The organism is Streptomyces durmitorensis, assembly GCF_023498005.1.
Taxonomy (GTDB): Bacteria; Actinomycetota; Actinomycetes; order Streptomycetales; family Streptomycetaceae; genus Streptomyces; species Streptomyces durmitorensis.
In genome coordinates this window covers 7,471,604-7,487,153 of the sequence record NZ_CP097289.1, presented here as the reverse complement: position 1 = coordinate 7,487,153, position 15,550 = coordinate 7,471,604, and the positions used below count along the sequence as shown (strand labels likewise).

Sequence of the window (15,550 nt, the reverse complement as noted above, 5' to 3'; positions counted from 1 at the left end):
GCCACAGCGCGGGTTCCCGCCTATGTGCGGGGCGCCGCGCCGAGGTCGAACAGGCAGGCGGGCGGCGGCATTTGGGCCCGTCGGGCGGCCTGGGACGGCCGTGCGGCACGGCGCGGGTGATCGTCCGGCAGTCCCTCTGGGGTCTCCTCTCTCAGCAACCCCAGGAGCCAGGCGCGCCGATGGCCGGTCCACAGCGGGTGAACAAGTGCCCGGAGTACGCGAGTTGACGGCGGATCGGGCCGGTGGTGTGCTCGCAACTCCCTTGCCGCCAGCGCCCGTTCCGGGGGGAACCATGCGGGACCACCACGCCAAGGCACCGCCCTTCACCGATCTGCGCCCGTACAAGGACGTCACGGGAACGGGCCCCGCGGTGGGCTTCCCGGTCTATCCGGACCTGGTGGAGCGGTTGTTGGAGGACAAGGCGCAACCCGATCCGGACGGCGTCGTCCCGCACGCCCTGGCGACCTGTGCGGCGTACGCCTACGCAGGCACCCCGGAGGACCCCGACCCGGCGACGCTCGCCATGATCATGGCCAGGCTAGGCCTGGAGGAGAACCGCTGCCGGGTCTTCGAGCAGCGGGTGGGCGCGCTCTACATCGCGTCGGCGGCGTATCTGCTCCAGGACAAGGACCGGCGGGTGGTGATCCTCTGCTACCGCGGCACCCAGCCCGAGGACATCATCAGCATCCTCACCGACGCCGACGTACGCCCCGAGACGCTCCACGTGGACCTCGGCGGCGAGCTGTACGACGTCCACGCGGGCTTCTACCGCAACATGCGGGCCTCGCGGTACCTGGTCATGCAGGCCCTGGAGCGGGCGCTGCGCGGCGAGTCGGTCGACCCCGACGAGCAGGGCACGGTGGGCGACGGCATGGAGGCGCTGTACATCACCGGGCACAGCCTCGGCGGTGCGATGGCGGCGCTGATGGGCGTCGTGCTGGCCCACGAGCCGCGCTACGCCGCCGTCGCGGAACGTCTGAAGGCCGTCTACACCTTCGGCCAGCCCATGCTCGGCGGACCGGAGCTCGCCCGAGCCTGCCACCGGGCCTGCGATCCGCGGGGCGTCCACGTGCTGCGCGACCGGCTCATCCGCTACATCTACGACCGCGACGTCGTGCCCTCGCTGCCGCCGCGCCCGGTCGGGCCGTACGCGCCCTTCGGCCGCGAGTTCCACTACCGGCGTCAGCGGGGCGCGGTCGACGGCGCCCTGACGCTCGCGGCCGAGGCGGCGATCGAGGCGCTGTCCCTGCCGGGTGATCTGTTCGGGGGGCGGCTGCCTGCCGTGGCGGGGCGCAGGGCGAAGGCGGTGGGGCGGGCCCTGGCGGATGTGGTGCGGGGGCCCGGCCAGGAGCCCGGCTGGGTCGAGGTGCGTGATCCTGCGCCGCGCTACCCGCAGATGGACAGCCTCGCGGGGCTCGCGGTGGTGGCACCCCTCGCGTTCTTCGCGGCCCGGCTCGCGCTGACCCGCAGCGTCCCGTTCACGTACTCCTTCGAGGACCACGGTCCTGGGCACTACGTGAACGCGCTGGCTCCGCCGGGGGTGATGAGCGAGTACGGGGACGTCCGCTGAAACCGCGGCGACAGGGAGCACCCCGGGCGGCATGATGTCCCGGTGGACGAGGTGACGATCAGCGACGAAGACCGCAGGCTTCTCGGGCTCTGGGCGGCCGACTGCGTCGAGCGGGTGCTTCCGCTGTTCGAGGCGCGGGCGCCCGGCGACAGCCGTCCCCGCGCGGCGATCGAGGGCATCCGGGAGTACGTGCGCGAGGGGAAGCGGACCGGGCGGCTGCGCTCCCTCTCCTGGGCGGCGCACGCGGCCGCGCGCGAGGTCGACGACCCGGCCGCCACCGCCGCGGCCCGCGCCGCGTGCTACGCGGCGGCGACCCCCTACATCCACCCCCTGGCCAGCCCGCACCAGTCGAAGCACGCCCTCGCGCCCGCGGTCCACCAGGCGCTCGCCCGTGAACTCGCCGCGGGTGAAGGCCCCCAGGTCGGTGACGCGGAGCTCCGGTGGGCGATCGAGCGCGTATCGCCGGCCGTGCGCGAGCTGGTGAAGCGGATGCCGGACCGCAGCCCTGGGCGCAGCCGCCTCGACACGCTCTACTACGAGCTCGACGTGGCCCTGCGCCGCTGAGGCACCGGGATCTGATCGGCTGAAGGGTCAGTCGATGAAGGCGCCGTCGACATACACCCAGGCCCCGTCGAGCCGCTCGAAACGGCTCCGCTCGCGCAGGGCCTCCTTGCGGCCGCCGTCGGTGTAGCGGGCCCGGAACTCGACCGTGCCGGTGGTGTGGAACGCGGTGCCGTCCGCCGTGTCCAGGATCTCCAGGCCGACCCAGCGCAGACCGGGGTCGAACTCCACGCGTGGCGGCCGGGTGCGCGGGTGCCAGGTGCGCAGGAGGTAGGCCTCGTCCTTGACGGCGAAGGCGCAGTAGCGGGAGCGCATCAGCTCCTCGGGCACGGCGGCCGCGGCCTCGCCCCGGTGCAGCCGTCCGCAGCACTTCTCGTACGGCTCGGGGTGACCGCAGGGGCAGGTGGTCTGGGGGCGGGTGGCGCGTCGGGACATGCGGGCCATTGTCCCTGACGGGGAGACCCGGGAAGGGAGCACCCCGAAGGGGTGATCCGCTACGGGGCGAGGATGTCCAGCTCGTGCAGGGCCCCCACGGCGATCTCCCGCGTCAGCTCCTCGGCCCGCACCGCGTCTCCCTCACGCACCGCCTCCGCGAGCCGGACGTGCAGGGTGACGGCCGCCGGGTCCGGGTCCTCGAACATGACCTGGTGGTGGGTGCGGCCTGCGAGGACCTCCGCGACGACGTCGCCGAGGCGGGCGAACATCTCGTTGCCCGACGCGTTCAGGACGATGCGGTGGAAGTTGATGTCGTGGAAGAGGTAGCCCTCCAGCTGCTGTCCGCGCGAGGTGGCGACCATGCCGAGGGCGCACTCGGTGAGGGCCGCGCACTGCTCGGGGGTGGCGTGCTGGGCCGCGAGCCCCGCGGCGGCCGGTTCGATCGCCGAGCGCAGGACCGTGAGGGAGCGCAGCTGGCGCGGCCGGTCGGCGCCCGCGAGACGCCACCGGATGACCTGCGGGTCGTAGACGTTCCACTCCGCGGTGGGCAGCACCGTCACACCGACCCGGCGCCGGGACTCGACGAGGTGCATCGATTCGAGGACCCGCACCACCTCCCGTACGACGGAGCGTGACACCTCGAACCGCTGGGAGAGCTCGTCCGTGCGCAGCACGCTGCCCGGCGGGTACTCGCCGCCGGTGATGGCGGGCCCGAGGCTTTCCAGTACGCGAGCGTGCAGCCCACGGGCCTGTGCGGTCATGACGTCAGGGTATGTGCGGACCCTCGGGAACAAAAAGTCAGACTTTTGTGTCACAGCCTCTTGAATTTGTCAGACCTAATGGGTTTCAGTGACGTGAACGAGCCACGGGTCTCCCCCGTCCCGTGGCTCGTTCCGGACCGATGGCTCGTTTCGGACCGATGTCGAAGAAGACAGCGAGGCAGGACAGCGATGAGCACCCCCCACGTCGTCGTAGTGATGGGCGTGGCAGGAACCGGCAAGACAACGATCGGCCCCCTGCTCGCGACACAGCTCGGCGTTCCCTACGCCGAGGGCGACGACTTCCACCCCCCGGCGAACATCGCCAAGATGTCGGCCGGGACCCCGCTGACCGACGACGACCGCTGGCCGTGGCTCGATGCCATCGGTACCTGGGCCCACGGCAGGGCCGGGCTCGGCGGCGTGGTCAGCAGCTCGGCGCTGAAGCGCTCCTACCGCGACCGTCTGCGGGCCGAGGCGCCCGGCATCGTCTTCGTCCACCTCACCGGGGACCGGTCCCTCATCGAGGACCGGATGTCGCACCGGCAGGGCCACTTCATGCCGACGGCCCTGCTCGACTCGCAGTTCGCCACGCTTCAGCCGCTCGGCGCGGACGAGGCGGGCGTCGCGGTCGACGTCACCGGCGCCCCCGAAGAGATCAGCGAGCGGGCCTTCCGGGCTCTGGGCGCGCTCGACCAGTAGTCCCCCGCAGTCCCCGTGAACCCCCGTCCCCCCGCACCCCCCTCCCCTGACGTACAAGGAAGACACCGTGACCAGTCTCAGCGTTGAGATGCTGGCAGCGGACGCCGTCGAGCCGATCACCTCCGCTGGCCACGCCCAGCTGGGTATCGCCGTCCTCGCGGGCATCGCCGTCATCGTCCTGCTCATCACGAAGTTCAAGCTGCACGCGTTCCTGGCCCTGACCATCGGATCGCTCGCCCTCGGCGCCTTCGCGGGCGCCCCGCTCGACAAGGCGATCGCCAGCTTCACCGCGGGTCTCGGCTCGACGGTCGCGGGCGTGGGTGTGCTGATCGCGCTCGGCGCGATCCTGGGCAAGCTGCTCGCCGACTCCGGCGGCGCGGACCAGATCGTCGACACGATCCTCGCCAAGGCGGGCGGGCGCTCGATGCCGTGGGCGATGGTCCTGATCGCCTCGGTGATCGGGCTTCCGCTCTTCTTCGAGGTCGGCATCGTGCTGCTGATCCCTGTCGTCCTGATGGTCGCCAAGCGCGGCAACTACTCGCTGATGCGGATCGGCATCCCGGCTCTGGCCGGTCTGTCCGTGATGCACGGACTCATTCCGCCGCACCCCGGTCCGCTGGTCGCGATCGACGCGGTGGACGCGAACCTGGGCATCACGCTGGCCCTCGGCGTGCTCGTCGCCATCCCTACGGTGATCATCGCCGGGCCCGTCTTCTCGAAGTACGCGGCGAAGTGGGTGGACGTCCCGGCTCCCGAGAAGATGATGCCGCAGCGTCCTTCGGAGGACCTGGAGAAGCGTCCCGGGTTCGGCGTGACGGTCGCGACCGTGCTGCTGCCCGTCGTGATGATGCTGGCCAAGGCCCTGGTCGACATCGTCGTCGACAACCCCGAGCACACGGTGCAGCGGGTCTTCGACGTCATCGGCTCGCCGCTGATCGCGCTGCTCGCCGCGGTGATCGTGGGCATGTTCACGCTGGGCCGTGCGGCCGGTTTCACCAAGGACCGGCTCTCGACCACCGTCGAGAAGTCGCTCGCGCCGATCGCCGGTGTGCTGATGATCGTCGGTGCGGGTGGTGGCTTCAAGCAGACCCTCATCGACTCCGGTGTCGGACAGATGGTCCTCGACATCTCCAAGGACTGGTCGATCCCGGCGCTGCTCCTTGCCTGGCTGATCGCCGTGGTGATCCGTCTCGCCACGGGGTCGGCGACGGTGGCCACCATCTCGGCCGCCGGGCTTGTCGCTCCGCTGGCCGCGGACATGTCCGATGCGCACACGGCACTGCTGGTGCTTGCCATCGGGGCCGGGTCGCTCTTCTTCTCGCATGTGAATGATGCGGGGTTCTGGCTGGTGAAGGAGTACTTCGGGTTGAGCGTCGGGCAGACGATCAAGACCTGGTCGGTCATGGAGACGATCATCTCCGTGGTCGCGGGTGGGCTGGTGCTGTTGCTGTCGCTTGTGATTTAGCCGGGCCGGGGGCCTTGGTTGCCCTCATCACCGGCTTCGCCGAGTTCGTCCTCGAACGCCGGACGGGCTGGAAGTATCCGGCCGGGCTGGATACTTCCAGCCCGGCCGGCTTTTTTCCTTACTTCCGCCACAGCGGATGCTCCCGCTCCGCCCACTCCGGGTCCACCGACCCGGTCCGCATCCCTCGCCTCGCCTCCGGATCCGCCCACGCCATCCCCACGTGCCCGGCGATCACCACGCCGAGCGTCAGGGCGAGCCAGTCGTGGACGAACGTGCTTCCCGTGCGCCAGGCCAGGGGGGTGAGGTGCGTGAACCACATCAGCAGGCCCGTGCCCAGCATCACCAGGACCGCCCCCGCGAGCCAGCCCGCGTACAGCTTCTGACCCGCGTTGAACTTGCCCGCCTTCCGGTGCGCGGCGCCCCGCCGCAGCCAGGCCCTGTCGTGCGGGCCGAAGCGGTTCAGGAGGCGCAGGTCGCCGCGGAAGGCGCGGGACGCGAGGCCCGCGAGGAACGGGGCCGGGAGCAGCAGGCCCGACCATTCGTGGACGGTCACCACAAGGGCGCGGCGCCCCACGAGCTCGGCCAGCTGAGGCACGTACAGGCACGCGGCGGTCGCGACGCACACCCCCATCAGAAGCGCCGTCACCCGGTGCACCCAACGCTCCGCGGGGCTGAACCTGCGTACCCGCGCGGCCACTTCAGGTCGTGGGCTCGTCGTCCCTGCCATTCGAATCACCCACCCAGGCGTCGACGTCGTAGCCGCGCTTCTCCCAGTACCCCGGCTCCACCTCGTCCGTGAGCGTGATCCCGGAGAGCCACTTCGCCGACTTGTAGAAGTACATGGGGGCGACATAGAGGCGGGCCGGGCCGCCGTGGGTGTGGCCCAGGTCCTTGTCCTGCATGCGCAGGGCCACAAGGACGTCGGCCCGCCGCGCCTGCTTCAGCGTCAGGCTCTCGCTGTACGTCCCGTCGAAGCACGTGAAGCGCACGGCTCGGGCGGCGGGGCGCACCCCTGCCGCGTCCAGGAGGGCGGAGAGGCGTACGCCCTCGAAGGGGGTGCTCGGCACGCGCCAGCCCGTGACGCACTGGACGTCGCGCACCAGGCGGGTCTGCGGCAGGGCGCGCAGTCTTGGCAGGGAGTACGTCGTGGGGCGGTCCACCAGGCCGTCGATCTTCAGGCGGTAGGTGGACGCGCTCCTGTGCGGGACGGACGCGGCCACCGAGTAGTAGCGGAATCCGCCGCCGTTGGGGAGCAGGTCCGTCAGGCCCGTGGGGTCCTTGTCGGACGCGGCGCCCAGGAAGGACTCCAGGCCCCGCTGGAGCGGTGGCGCGAAGGTCACGCCCGCGACACCCAGACCGAGCATGCCGAGGACCAGTCGGCGGCCGACGGGTGCGCCGGTGCCGGTGTCCTCTTCGGGGCGGTGCGGATGGGGAGTTGTCACCCTCTGATTCGAGCACCCGCGGCCCCGGGGGTACAGGGGCCGCGGGTGTCCGTCAGCGTTCCGTCACATCCGGGCGCGGACTACTCGCCCGGGGTGTTCGCCGCCTTCTCCAGCTGGAACGCCTCGTTGCCGAGGCCGATCCGCGCGTGCGCCTCGGGCTTGGTCGAGCGCAGGATGGCGCCGTAGACCACGCCGATCACGGCGGCGAGCAGGATGATGCCGGGCAGCACCCAGCTGAGCGCCGAGCCGGGGCCCGCGCCGACCAGGACGTCGAAGTCCTTGACGGTGTAGCCCGCGATGACGAGCAGGCCGACCGCGGCGAGGGCGGACGCGGTGATGCGCCAGGCCTGGGCTCGCGCGGCTCCTCGGCGTACGAAGAAGACGATGACCGCGACGGACGCCGTGGCCATCAGGAGGATCACGCCCAGGGCGCCGATGTTGCCGCCCCAGGTGAACAGGTGCAGGACCGGCGCGGTCGGGTCGCCGAACTCGCCGTCGTCGGTGACCGCGAAGGCCACCACGATGACGACGGAGATGACCGTCTGGAGCAGGGAGCCGGTGCCGGGCGCGCCGGTGGAGGTGTTGGTCCTGCCGAACGTGGCGGGCAGCAGACCCTCGCGGCCCATGGCGAAGGCGTACCGCGCGACCACGTTGTGGAAGGAGAGGATCGCCGCGAACATGCCGGTCACGAACAGGACATGGAGTACGTCGGTGAAGGTGCCGCCGAGCCGGGACTCGGTGAGCCCGAAGAGCAGCCCCGCACTCTGTTCCTGTGCGGCCGGGACGATGCCGGAGGGGCCCGCGGCGACCGTGAGCGCCCAGGAGCTGATCGCGAAGAAGATCGCGACGAAGCCGACGGCGAAGAACATCACGCGGGCGACGACGACCTGCGGGCGGTCGGTCTCCTCCGCGTACACGGGGGCCTGCTCGAAGCCGGTGAAGGCGGCGATGCAGAAGCAGAGCGAGGTGGCGACGCCCGCGCCGGTGAGGGTGTCCGGGTTGAACGCGTGCAGGGACAGGCCTTCCTTGGCCGGGTCCGCGATGGCCGCGATGTCGAAGATGACGACGAGCGCCACCTCGATGAGCAGCAGCACGCCGAGCACGCGCGCGTTCAGGTCGATCTTCAGCCAGGCGAGCACGGCGACGACGGCGACGGTGACGAGTGCCGGTATCCACCAGGCGACTTCGACGTCGAAGTAGGTGTTGAGAAGGCCGGAGACCTCGAAGCCGAGGAGGCCGTAGAGGCCCGCCTGCAGGACGCTGTAGGCGACGAGCGCGACCAGCGACGCACCGGCTCCCGCGGTGCCGCCCAGGCCCCTCGATATGTACGCGTAGAACGCGCCCGCGTTGTGGACGTGGCGGCTCATCTCGGCGTAGCCGAAGCTGAACAGGCCGAGGACCACGCCGAGGATCAGGAACAGCAGCGGCTGCCCGACCACGCCCATCACACCGTATGTGGTGGGCATGACACCGGCGACGACCATGAGCGGTCCGGTCGCCGCGAGCACGGACAGGAGGAGACCCGCCGTGCCGAGCCGGCCGGCGCGCAGGGCCGTCTCCTGACCCTTGTACGTGCTGATCCCGCTGCCGTCGGTGGCGCTCCCTGCGGCCTTGCTCGCGGGTCTCGTGTCGCTCGTGCTGCTCGAACTGCCCGTCGCCATGGCGCGGTTGTCCTTTCGAGTGGGCCGGTTGGTGCGGTGGGTCAGGCGGAGCCGAGCGCGGCGCTGCGCGCGGCGGTGAACGCCTTGTACGGGTCCCGGTCCGGGTACGACCAGGGTGCTCGGGTCGCGTGCCGCCCGATGCGGTGGAAGAGGGCGGCCGACTCGGCCGCCCGGCCCTCGCAGAACTTGGCGTGGGCGAGGAAGTTGAGGTCGACACGACCGCGGGGGTGGGCCCTGTTCCCGGGCATCTCCCACTCCAGCCACCAGTCGAAGGCGGCCTTCATGACCTGGCGTGCCCGGCGTCCCGTCCAGTGCTCGGAGGCCGCCGGGTTCACGGGCTCGCTGCCCGCGGCGGCGAGGACGCGGTAGCGCTCGGCGTGCGCGATGACGGGCAGGACCGCCAACGGCGAGTCCGTGGGCGCCTGTTCGGCCGCCCAGGCGGCGAAGTCGTACACCTCGTGCAGCGGGTCCTGGCCCGCGGCGGGGCGCCGCTCGGCGAGCCTGGCCACCATCAGGTGGTGGGCGTGGTGGTGCTCGGGGTGCCGGTGGCGGACCTCGTCGAAGAGCCGCACGACGTCCTCCTCGCGGCCCAGGGAACGCTCCAGGGTGAGCAGCGCGAGCCACGGCGTGGGGTCGGCGGGCAGCAGCGCGGCCGCTTCGCGGCAGGCGTCCCGCGCCTTCTCCGAGCGCCCCTTGCCCCGCAGGGCGAGGTGCACGGAGGCATGGGCGAGCAGCAGCACGGCATCGGTGCTCTCCGGCTCGGCGAGCCGCCAGTCACCGGCCCAGGCGGTGGTGGTGTGCTCCTGCGCGAGTACGTCGAACCGGTGGCCCCTGCGGTCCCAGTCGTCGCCGGTCGCGGCGAGCAGCGCGCGGACCTCGGTCCAGCGCCCCTGGGTCAGAGCGGTGCGGGCATCGGCGAGTTCGGCGTCGTCGAGTGCGGGGTCGAAGGCGTAGGCCGCTCGCTTGCGGGAACGGCCCAAGGGGGGTGGGGGTGGTGACACCGCGGGACTTCCTCCCCGGCGCGGCTCGCGTGCGGATGATCACGCACAGCAAAGCGGTAGGCAGCCCTCCAGTCAAGGTCTGCCCACGCCAGGGCCCTTCACCAACTCGTTTCAGAATCCGCAGACTTCATCCCCGACCTGCGGGGTTGCCCGCAAGGAAACGATTCGGACAAGCGGCGACGATCATGCAGCGATGCGACGAACGCCCCCTTCAGCTCACCGACTTGGCGGCCGCGCGGCCCGCCGCGCGCCCCGAGAAGAGGCAGCCGCCGAGGAACGTGCCTTCGAGCGAGCGGTAGCCGTGCACTCCCCCGCCGCCGAACCCGGCGGCCTCCCCCGCCGCGTACACGCCGGGAAGCGGTTCGCCGCCCTCGGTCAGGACGCGCGAGGACAGGTCGGTCTCCAGGCCGCCGAGGGTCTTGCGGGTGAGGATGTTGAGCCGCACAGCGACGAGCGGGCCCGCCTTGGGGTCGAGGATGCGGTGCGGGGCCGCGGCCCTGATGAGCCGGTCGCCGAGGAACTTGCGGGCACCGTGGATCGCGGTGACCTGGAGGTCCTTGGTGAAGGGATTGGCGATCTCGCGGTCGCGCGCGGTGATCGTGCGGCGCAGCGCGGCCTCGTCGATGAGGGGCTCCTTGGTGAGCGCGTTCATGCCGCGCACGAGGGAGGAGAGGTCCTTCTCCACGACGAAGTCCGCGCCGTTGTCCATGAACGCCTTGACGGGGGCGGCCACGTCGGCGCGCGCCCGGTCGATGACGCCGCGCACGGACTTGCCGGTGAGGTCGGGGTTCTGCTCGGAGCCGCTGAGCGTGAACTCCTTGCCGATGATGCGCTGGTTGAGCACGAACCACGTGTACTCGTACCCGGACTTCATGATGTGTTCGAGCGTGCCGAGGGTGTCGAAGCCGGGGAAGAGCGGCACGGGAAGACGGTCGCCGCGCGCGTCGAGCCAGAGCGAGGAGGGGCCCGGCAGGATGCGGATGCCGTGGTTGTCCCAGATGGGGTTCCAGTTCTGGATGCCCTCGGTGTAGTGCCACATGCGGTCGCGGTTGATGAGGCGCGCCCCGGCCTCCTCGGTGATGCCGAGCATCCGCCCGTCGACGTGCGCGGGCACGCCGGCGACCATCCGCTGCGGCGGGGTGCCGAGCCGCTCGGGCCAGTTGGCGCGCACGAGGTCGTGGTTGCCGCCGATGCCGCCGGAGGTGACGATCACCGCCTGGGCCCGGTACTCGAAGGACCCGGTGACCTCGCGACTGCTGGCCTTGCCGCGCTCGACGTCGGAGGGTTCGAGGACCTCGCCGGTGACGGTGTCGACGCTGCCCGCGCTGCGGGAGAGCCCTGAGACCCGGTGGCGGAACTTGAGCTGGACCAGACCGCGGGCGACGCCTTCGCGGACCCGGCGCTCGAAGGGGGCGACGAGGCCGGGACCCGTGCCCCAGGTGATGTGGAAGCGGGGCACGGAGTTGCCGTGGCCCTGCGCGTCGTAGCCGCCGCGCTCGGCCCAGCCGACCACGGGGAAGAACCGCACGCCCTGCCGGTGCAGCCAAGGCCGCTTCTCGCCCGCGGCGAAGTCGACGTACGCCTCGGCCCACTTGCGCGGCCAGTGGTCCTCGGGGCGGTCGAACGCGGCCGTGCCCATCCAGTCCTGGAGGGCCAGGGCGTGCGAGTCCTTGATGCGGAGCCTGCGCTGCTCCGGGGAGTCGACGAAGAAGAGCCCGCCGAACGACCAGTGCGCCTGGCCGCCGAGCGACTGCTCGGGCTCCTGGTCGAGGAGGATGACCCGGCGGCCCGCGTCGACGAGTTCCGCGGTGGCCGCGAGGCCGGCGAGGCCCGCGCCGATCACGATGACGTCTGCGTCGTAGGCCATCGGGGGGTTCCTCCTAAGCAGGGGCTTACTGGTGAGTCAGATCCTGGGCAGCGAAGTGACCGGCGTCAACCGTCCCGCGCGGGTGACTCGTGGAGCGGAGGGCCCCGGGTCGGGCTATCGTCGGCCGGGTAGCCGCCCAAACCCTGCCTTCTGCCCCGCCTCGAGCCCGTCCCCCGTCTTGAGGTACGACGTGTCGGTCCTGGTTCTCGTCCTCTCCGTCTCGGCCGCCTGCTGCCTGGGCTTCGGTTTCGTGTTCCAGCAGGACGCGGCGCAGCGCGCGCCCCTGAGCGACTTCCTCTCGCCGCGGCTGCTGCTCGACCTGGTGCGGGTGCCGGAGTGGCTCGGCGGGATCGGCCTCATGGTGTGCGGCATGGTCCTCGGCGCGCTCGCGCTCGGCCAGGGCGAGGTGTCGCTGGTGGAGCCGCTCCTGGCCACGAACTTGATCTTCGCCCTCGTGCTCTCCCGCCACCGGACCAAGCAGCCCCTGGGACGACAGGGCTGGGCGGGGCTCGCGCTGCTCGCGGGCGGGGTCACCGCGTTCATCGTGGCGGGCGAGCCGCGGGGCGGGGACTCCGAGTCCGATCCGCTGCGGCAGTGGCTCATCATCGGCGTGGTGGTGGGCACCGCCATGCTCCTCACGGTGTACGCGAAGGGGTCCAGGCACCGGTTCACCGCCGGACCCGTGCTGCTGGGGGTGGCGGCGGGGCTGCTGTACGGCGTGCAGGACGCGCTGACCCGGGTGAGCGGGAAGCGGCTCTCCGAGGAAGGCTGGGTCGCGCTGTTCACGGGGTGGCAGCCGTACGCGGTGATGGTGCTCGGGGTGACCGGACTGCTCCTGGTGCAGAGCGCGTTCGAGACGGCGCCGCTGCGCATGTCGCTGCCGGCGCTGACCGCCGCGCAGCCGTTGGCGGGGATCGTGTGCGGGGTGGGGTTCCTGGGGGATCAGCTGCGGATGGACGCGGGGGCACTGGCCTGGCAGGCGACGGGCCTCGCGGCGATCGTGGGCGGGATCGTGCTCCTTGGGCTGCACCCCGCGATGCCGAGGGCCGGGGGGCGATTACCGGTGCGGGCGGTGGAGTGACGGTGCTTCTCCCCAACCCCGCCCCTTCCCGAAAACCGTGCCTGCGCCCCGGGCCTGCCTGGGGCTCCGCCCCAGACCCCGCTCCTCAAACGCCGGAGGGGCTGAAACCAATCAGCCCGTCCGGCGTTTGAGGACGAACTCGGCGAAGCCGGTGATGACGGCAACCCTGGCCCCCGCGCCGAGCGGGTTCTCGGGAAGGGGCGGGGTTGGGGATCATCTCGCCTTTTATTAATGCTGGGCATTACAGTGGCCTCATGCCGAGGACCTCAGGACCCGAGACCAGGGAGAAGCTCATCCGCGCGGGCGAGGAAGTGTTCGCCGCGCAGGGCGCGCACGGCGCGCAGCTGCGCGACATCGTCCGGCTCGCCGGGCAGAGCAACCCCTCCGCGGTGCAGTACCACTTCGGCAGCCGGGCGGGCCTCCTGGACGCCGTCATGGCCGAGCGCCAGACCCGTACGGAGAAAGTGCTCACCGCGGAGCTCGCGCGGGCCGGCGACCACGGACTCCGCGGGCTCCTGCGCGCCCTCGTGGCCGCCGAGGCCACGGAGCTGCGCACGGAGCGTGGCCGCCGCTGTCTGCGCATCTCCACCCAGCTCAGCCACGAGAGCGGCGTACGCACCCGCACCCCGCACCCCACCATCGACGGCACCGTCTACTGGGATCTGATCGGACGCGTCGAGAGCTGCCTCACCGCGCTCCCGGAGCCGCTGCGGCTCGAACGCCTCGACCTCGCGCTCACTCTCGTCGGCGCCGCCATGGCCGACCGTGCCGGTCAGTACCTGGCCGGCACCACCCCCCTGACCGACGAGGCCCTCTTCGCCGCCGACCTCGTCGAGACCACCACAGCTCTGCTGCAAGCCCCTCGACCCGCCCTTGGAGACATGCCATGACCGAATCGAACCCGCACGACCTCACCGGCAGGACCGTCGTCATCACCGGCGCCGCCCGCGGCCTGGGCGCCGAGGCCGCGCGCCAGGCAATCGCCGCCGGCGCGAACGTCGTCCTCACCGACGTGCTCGACGCCGAGGGCAAGGCCACCGCCGCCGAGCTCGGCGAGCGCGCCCGCTTCGCGCACCACGACGTGACCTCGGAGGAGGACTGGCAGCGCGTCGTGGAGCTCGCGGTCACCGAGTTCGGCGGGATCCACGGCCTGGTCAACAACGCCGGGATATCCACGGGCCAGTTCCTCGAGTCGGAGTCGGTCGAGCACTTCCGCAAGGTCCTCGACATCAACCTCACCGGCGTCTTCATCGGCATGAAGAGCGTCATCCCGGCCATGAAGGAGGCCGGTGGCGGGTCCATCGTCAACATCTCGTCGGCGGCCGGGCTCATGGGCCTCGCGCTCACCGCCGGTTACGGCGCCTCCAAGTGGGGCGTCCGCGGCCTCACGAAGATCGGGGCCGTGGAGCTCGGCACGGCACGCATCCGCGTCAACTCCGTCCACCCCGGCATGACGTACACGCCGATGACCGCGCAGGTGGGCATCGAGAAGGGCGAGGGCAAGTACCCCAACACCCCGATGGGCCGGGTCGGCGAGCCGCACGAGATCGCGGGCGCCATGGTCTTCCTGCTCTCGGACGCCGCTTCGTACGTGACCGGCGCCGAGCTCGCCGTCGACGGCGGCTGGACCGCCGGACCCACCGTGAAGTACGTCATGGGGCAGTGAGGCCGGCCGTTCCGCGGTGAGGTTGGATGGCCGGCATGACGACGAACAGCCTGCCCGTGCCCGACCCCCGTGAAGAGATCCTGGCCATCGTCGACGAGAACGACGAGGTCGTCGGCGAGGCCCCGCGCGGCGAGGCGTACGCGCGGGGCCTGCGTCACCGCTGCGTGTTCATCCAGGCGCGGGACGCCGAGGGCCGCGTCTTCGTGCACCGGCGCACACCGGTCAAGCTGGTCTTCCCCTCGATGTACGACATGTTCGTCGGCGGTGTCGTCGGGGCCGGTGAGTCCTACGACGACGCCGCCCTGCGCGAGGCGGAGGAGGAGCTCGGGGTCCACGGACTCCCGCGCCCCACACCGCTGTTCAAGTTCCTGTACGACGACGGCGCGGGGCACAGCTGGTGGTCGTACCTCTATGAAGTGCGCTGTGACCTGCCCGTGAGCCCGCAGGTCGAGGAGGTCGCGTGGCACGCCTTCCTCACCGACGCGGAGCTGGAGCAGCGGCTCGGCGAGTGGGCGTGGGTGCCGGACGGGCTCGCCGCGTACGAGCGGCTCCGGGAGTTCCGTGCGGGTTAGGGCGGGTTAGGGTGCGGCGAGTGAGCAACTTCGTACAGAGCCTGCGCCTGTGGTTCGCGCCCGAGCGGATCCGCGACGAGGGCGACACCCCCGACTACCGCTTCTCGCTCGCCAACGAACGCACCTTCCTCGCCTGGCTGCGCACCGCGCTGGCCCTCATCGGCGGCGGTTTCGCGGTGGACCAGTTCCTGCCGGACCTGCGCTGGGGCTGGCGCATCGGGCTCGCGCTCGCCCTGCTCGCCGCGGGCGTGCTCAGCTCGCTGCGCGCCGTCAACCACTGGGTGCGCTGCGAGCGGGCCATGCGACGCGGCGAGGATCTGCCCGTCTCGCGCTTCCCGACCGTCCTGAGCCTGGCCGTCGCGGTCGTGGCGCTCGCCATGGTCGTCGTCGTGCTCTTCGGGTGGGAGGGGTGACGGACCTGGGCGAGGTCCGGGTGCCCGAGCGCGATCCGGGGCTCCAGCCGGAGCGTACGAGGCTCGCGTGGCGGCGTACGACGCTGTCCTGCACCGTCGCGGCGGTCCTGGCGGCGCGGGCCGCTCTTCAGGAGGGAACGACCGCGGTGGCCGTCGTCGCCTGCGCCCTGTGCCTGCTCCTGTGGCTGGGCTTCCTGCGCGTGGCGCACCACAGGATGACCGAGCTCGCCGCCACCAGCAGGCCGCGGCGGCTCTCGGCGCGGGCCGCGGCGACGGCCGCGCTGTGCACGATGGCGCTCGCGGCGTGCGCGACGGCCATGGTGTTCTGAGCGGGCACTCCCGCGCGAGGGCCCGTC

The 15,550-nt window shown here is 71.7% G+C and carries 17 protein-coding genes; 10 read left to right on the top strand and 7 right to left on the bottom strand.

Annotation, left to right across the window (positions count from 1 at the left end; genetic code table 11):
• Window positions 1–292 precede the first annotated feature (292 nt).
• Both M4V62_RS33450 and M4V62_RS33445 read left to right on the top strand, forming a co-directional pair.
• Window positions 293–1,570, top strand: a complete 1,278-nt coding sequence (locus M4V62_RS33450) for a lipase family protein (RefSeq protein WP_249590926.1) — start codon at window positions 293–295, stop codon at window positions 1,568–1,570.
• 42 nt (window positions 1,571–1,612) lie between these two features.
• A complete protein-coding gene (locus tag M4V62_RS33445; RefSeq protein WP_249590925.1) occupies window positions 1,613–2,134 on the top strand; it encodes a putative immunity protein in 522 nt (173 codons plus the stop codon).
• Window positions 2,135–2,161: 27 nt separating this feature from the next.
• Here the strand turns inward: M4V62_RS33445 and M4V62_RS33440 are convergent, their stop codons facing one another.
• The gene (locus M4V62_RS33440) at window positions 2,162–2,566 is read right to left on the bottom strand and encodes a YchJ family protein (protein ID WP_249590924.1); all 405 of its coding nucleotides are present in this window, start codon (window positions 2,564–2,566) and stop codon (window positions 2,162–2,164) included.
• Between the two features lie 59 nt (window positions 2,567–2,625).
• The gene (locus M4V62_RS33435; RefSeq protein ID WP_249590923.1) at window positions 2,626–3,327 is read right to left on the bottom strand and encodes a FadR/GntR family transcriptional regulator; all 702 of its coding nucleotides are present in this window, start codon (window positions 3,325–3,327) and stop codon (window positions 2,626–2,628) included.
• A 189-nt stretch (window positions 3,328–3,516) separates the two neighbouring features.
• Here M4V62_RS33435 and M4V62_RS33430 point away from each other — a divergent pair, with 189 nt between their 5' ends.
• Together M4V62_RS33430 and M4V62_RS33425 are read left to right on the top strand one after the other, a co-directional pair.
• Entirely contained in the window at window positions 3,517–4,026 is a 510-nt protein-coding gene (locus M4V62_RS33430) for a gluconokinase (RefSeq protein ID WP_249590922.1), read from the top strand.
• A gap of 67 nt (window positions 4,027–4,093) precedes the next feature.
• Entirely contained in the window at window positions 4,094–5,491 is a 1,398-nt protein-coding gene (locus M4V62_RS33425; RefSeq protein ID WP_249590921.1) for a GntT/GntP/DsdX family permease, read from the top strand.
• Between the two features lie 118 nt (window positions 5,492–5,609).
• Here the strand turns inward: M4V62_RS33425 and M4V62_RS33420 are convergent, their stop codons facing one another.
• From M4V62_RS33420 to M4V62_RS33400, 5 genes are all read right to left on the bottom strand, one after another.
• Entirely contained in the window at window positions 5,610–6,218 is a 609-nt protein-coding gene (locus M4V62_RS33420) for a cytochrome b/b6 domain-containing protein (RefSeq protein WP_249590920.1), read from the bottom strand.
• Window positions 6,190–6,855, bottom strand: coding sequence for a molybdopterin-dependent oxidoreductase (locus M4V62_RS33415; RefSeq protein WP_249593118.1), 666 nt, complete (start codon window positions 6,853–6,855; stop codon window positions 6,190–6,192). The genes M4V62_RS33420 and M4V62_RS33415 overlap by 29 nt, the downstream gene beginning before the upstream one ends.
• Before the next feature lie 158 nt (window positions 6,856–7,013).
• Complete coding sequence (locus M4V62_RS33410; protein WP_249590919.1) at window positions 7,014–8,594, bottom strand: APC family permease; 1,581 nt, start codon at window positions 8,592–8,594, stop codon at window positions 7,014–7,016.
• A 41-nt stretch (window positions 8,595–8,635) separates the two neighbouring features.
• The gene (locus tag M4V62_RS33405; protein WP_249590918.1) at window positions 8,636–9,595 is read right to left on the bottom strand and encodes a hypothetical protein; all 960 of its coding nucleotides are present in this window, start codon (window positions 9,593–9,595) and stop codon (window positions 8,636–8,638) included.
• 211 nt (window positions 9,596–9,806) lie between these two features.
• Window positions 9,807–11,462, bottom strand: a complete 1,656-nt coding sequence (locus tag M4V62_RS33400) for an FAD-binding dehydrogenase (protein WP_249590917.1) — start codon at window positions 11,460–11,462, stop codon at window positions 9,807–9,809.
• A 190-nt stretch (window positions 11,463–11,652) separates the two neighbouring features.
• Between M4V62_RS33400 and M4V62_RS33395 the strand changes: the two genes are divergently transcribed.
• The 6 genes from M4V62_RS33395 (at window position 11,653) to M4V62_RS33370 (ending at window position 15,523) form a co-directional block, all read left to right on the top strand.
• Entirely contained in the window at window positions 11,653–12,543 is an 891-nt protein-coding gene (locus M4V62_RS33395) for a DMT family transporter (RefSeq protein ID WP_249590916.1), read from the top strand.
• Window positions 12,544–12,797: 254 nt separating this feature from the next.
• On the top strand, window positions 12,798–13,433 hold the full coding sequence (locus M4V62_RS33390; RefSeq protein ID WP_249590915.1) for a TetR/AcrR family transcriptional regulator: 636 nt from the start codon (window positions 12,798–12,800) through the stop codon (window positions 13,431–13,433).
• Window positions 13,430–14,209, top strand: a complete 780-nt coding sequence (locus tag M4V62_RS33385) for a glucose 1-dehydrogenase (protein WP_249590914.1) — start codon at window positions 13,430–13,432, stop codon at window positions 14,207–14,209. Before M4V62_RS33390 ends, M4V62_RS33385 begins: the two co-directional genes overlap by 4 nt.
• 35 nt (window positions 14,210–14,244) lie before the next feature.
• Window positions 14,245–14,781, top strand: a complete 537-nt coding sequence (locus M4V62_RS33380; protein ID WP_249590913.1) for an NUDIX hydrolase — start codon at window positions 14,245–14,247, stop codon at window positions 14,779–14,781.
• 20 nt (window positions 14,782–14,801) lie between these two features.
• Window positions 14,802–15,194 (top strand): YidH family protein, encoded by a 393-nt coding sequence (locus M4V62_RS33375; protein ID WP_190082673.1) that lies wholly within the window; start codon window positions 14,802–14,804, stop codon window positions 15,192–15,194.
• A gap of 5 nt (window positions 15,195–15,199) precedes the next feature.
• Window positions 15,200–15,523, top strand: coding sequence for a DUF202 domain-containing protein (locus M4V62_RS33370; protein WP_425574963.1), 324 nt, complete (start codon window positions 15,200–15,202; stop codon window positions 15,521–15,523).
• Window positions 15,524–15,550: the final 27 nt, after the last annotated feature.

Excerpts from the sequence above, each read along its gene's own strand:
- M4V62_RS33400 (WP_249590917.1), bottom strand. The coding sequence starts at position 11,462 with ATGGCCTACGACGCAGACGTCATCGTGATCGGCGCGGGCCTCGCCGGC.
- M4V62_RS33415 (WP_249593118.1), bottom strand. The coding sequence starts at position 6,855 with ATGCTCGGTCTGGGTGTCGCGGGCGTGACCTTCGCGCCACCGCTCCAG.
- M4V62_RS33450 (WP_249590926.1), top strand. The coding sequence starts at position 293 with ATGCGGGACCACCACGCCAAGGCACCGCCCTTCACCGATCTGCGCCCG.
- M4V62_RS33440 (WP_249590924.1), bottom strand. The coding sequence starts at position 2,566 with ATGTCCCGACGCGCCACCCGCCCCCAGACCACCTGCCCCTGCGGTCAC.
- M4V62_RS33430 (WP_249590922.1), top strand. The coding sequence starts at position 3,517 with ATGAGCACCCCCCACGTCGTCGTAGTGATGGGCGTGGCAGGAACCGGC.
- M4V62_RS33390 (WP_249590915.1), top strand. The coding sequence starts at position 12,798 with ATGCCGAGGACCTCAGGACCCGAGACCAGGGAGAAGCTCATCCGCGCG.
- M4V62_RS33385 (WP_249590914.1), top strand. The coding sequence starts at position 13,430 with ATGACCGAATCGAACCCGCACGACCTCACCGGCAGGACCGTCGTCATC.
- M4V62_RS33380 (WP_249590913.1), top strand. The coding sequence starts at position 14,245 with ATGACGACGAACAGCCTGCCCGTGCCCGACCCCCGTGAAGAGATCCTG.
- M4V62_RS33420 (WP_249590920.1), bottom strand. The coding sequence starts at position 6,218 with ATGGCAGGGACGACGAGCCCACGACCTGAAGTGGCCGCGCGGGTACGC.
- M4V62_RS33435 (WP_249590923.1), bottom strand. The coding sequence starts at position 3,327 with ATGACCGCACAGGCCCGTGGGCTGCACGCTCGCGTACTGGAAAGCCTC.
- M4V62_RS33410 (WP_249590919.1), bottom strand. The coding sequence starts at position 8,594 with ATGGCGACGGGCAGTTCGAGCAGCACGAGCGACACGAGACCCGCGAGC.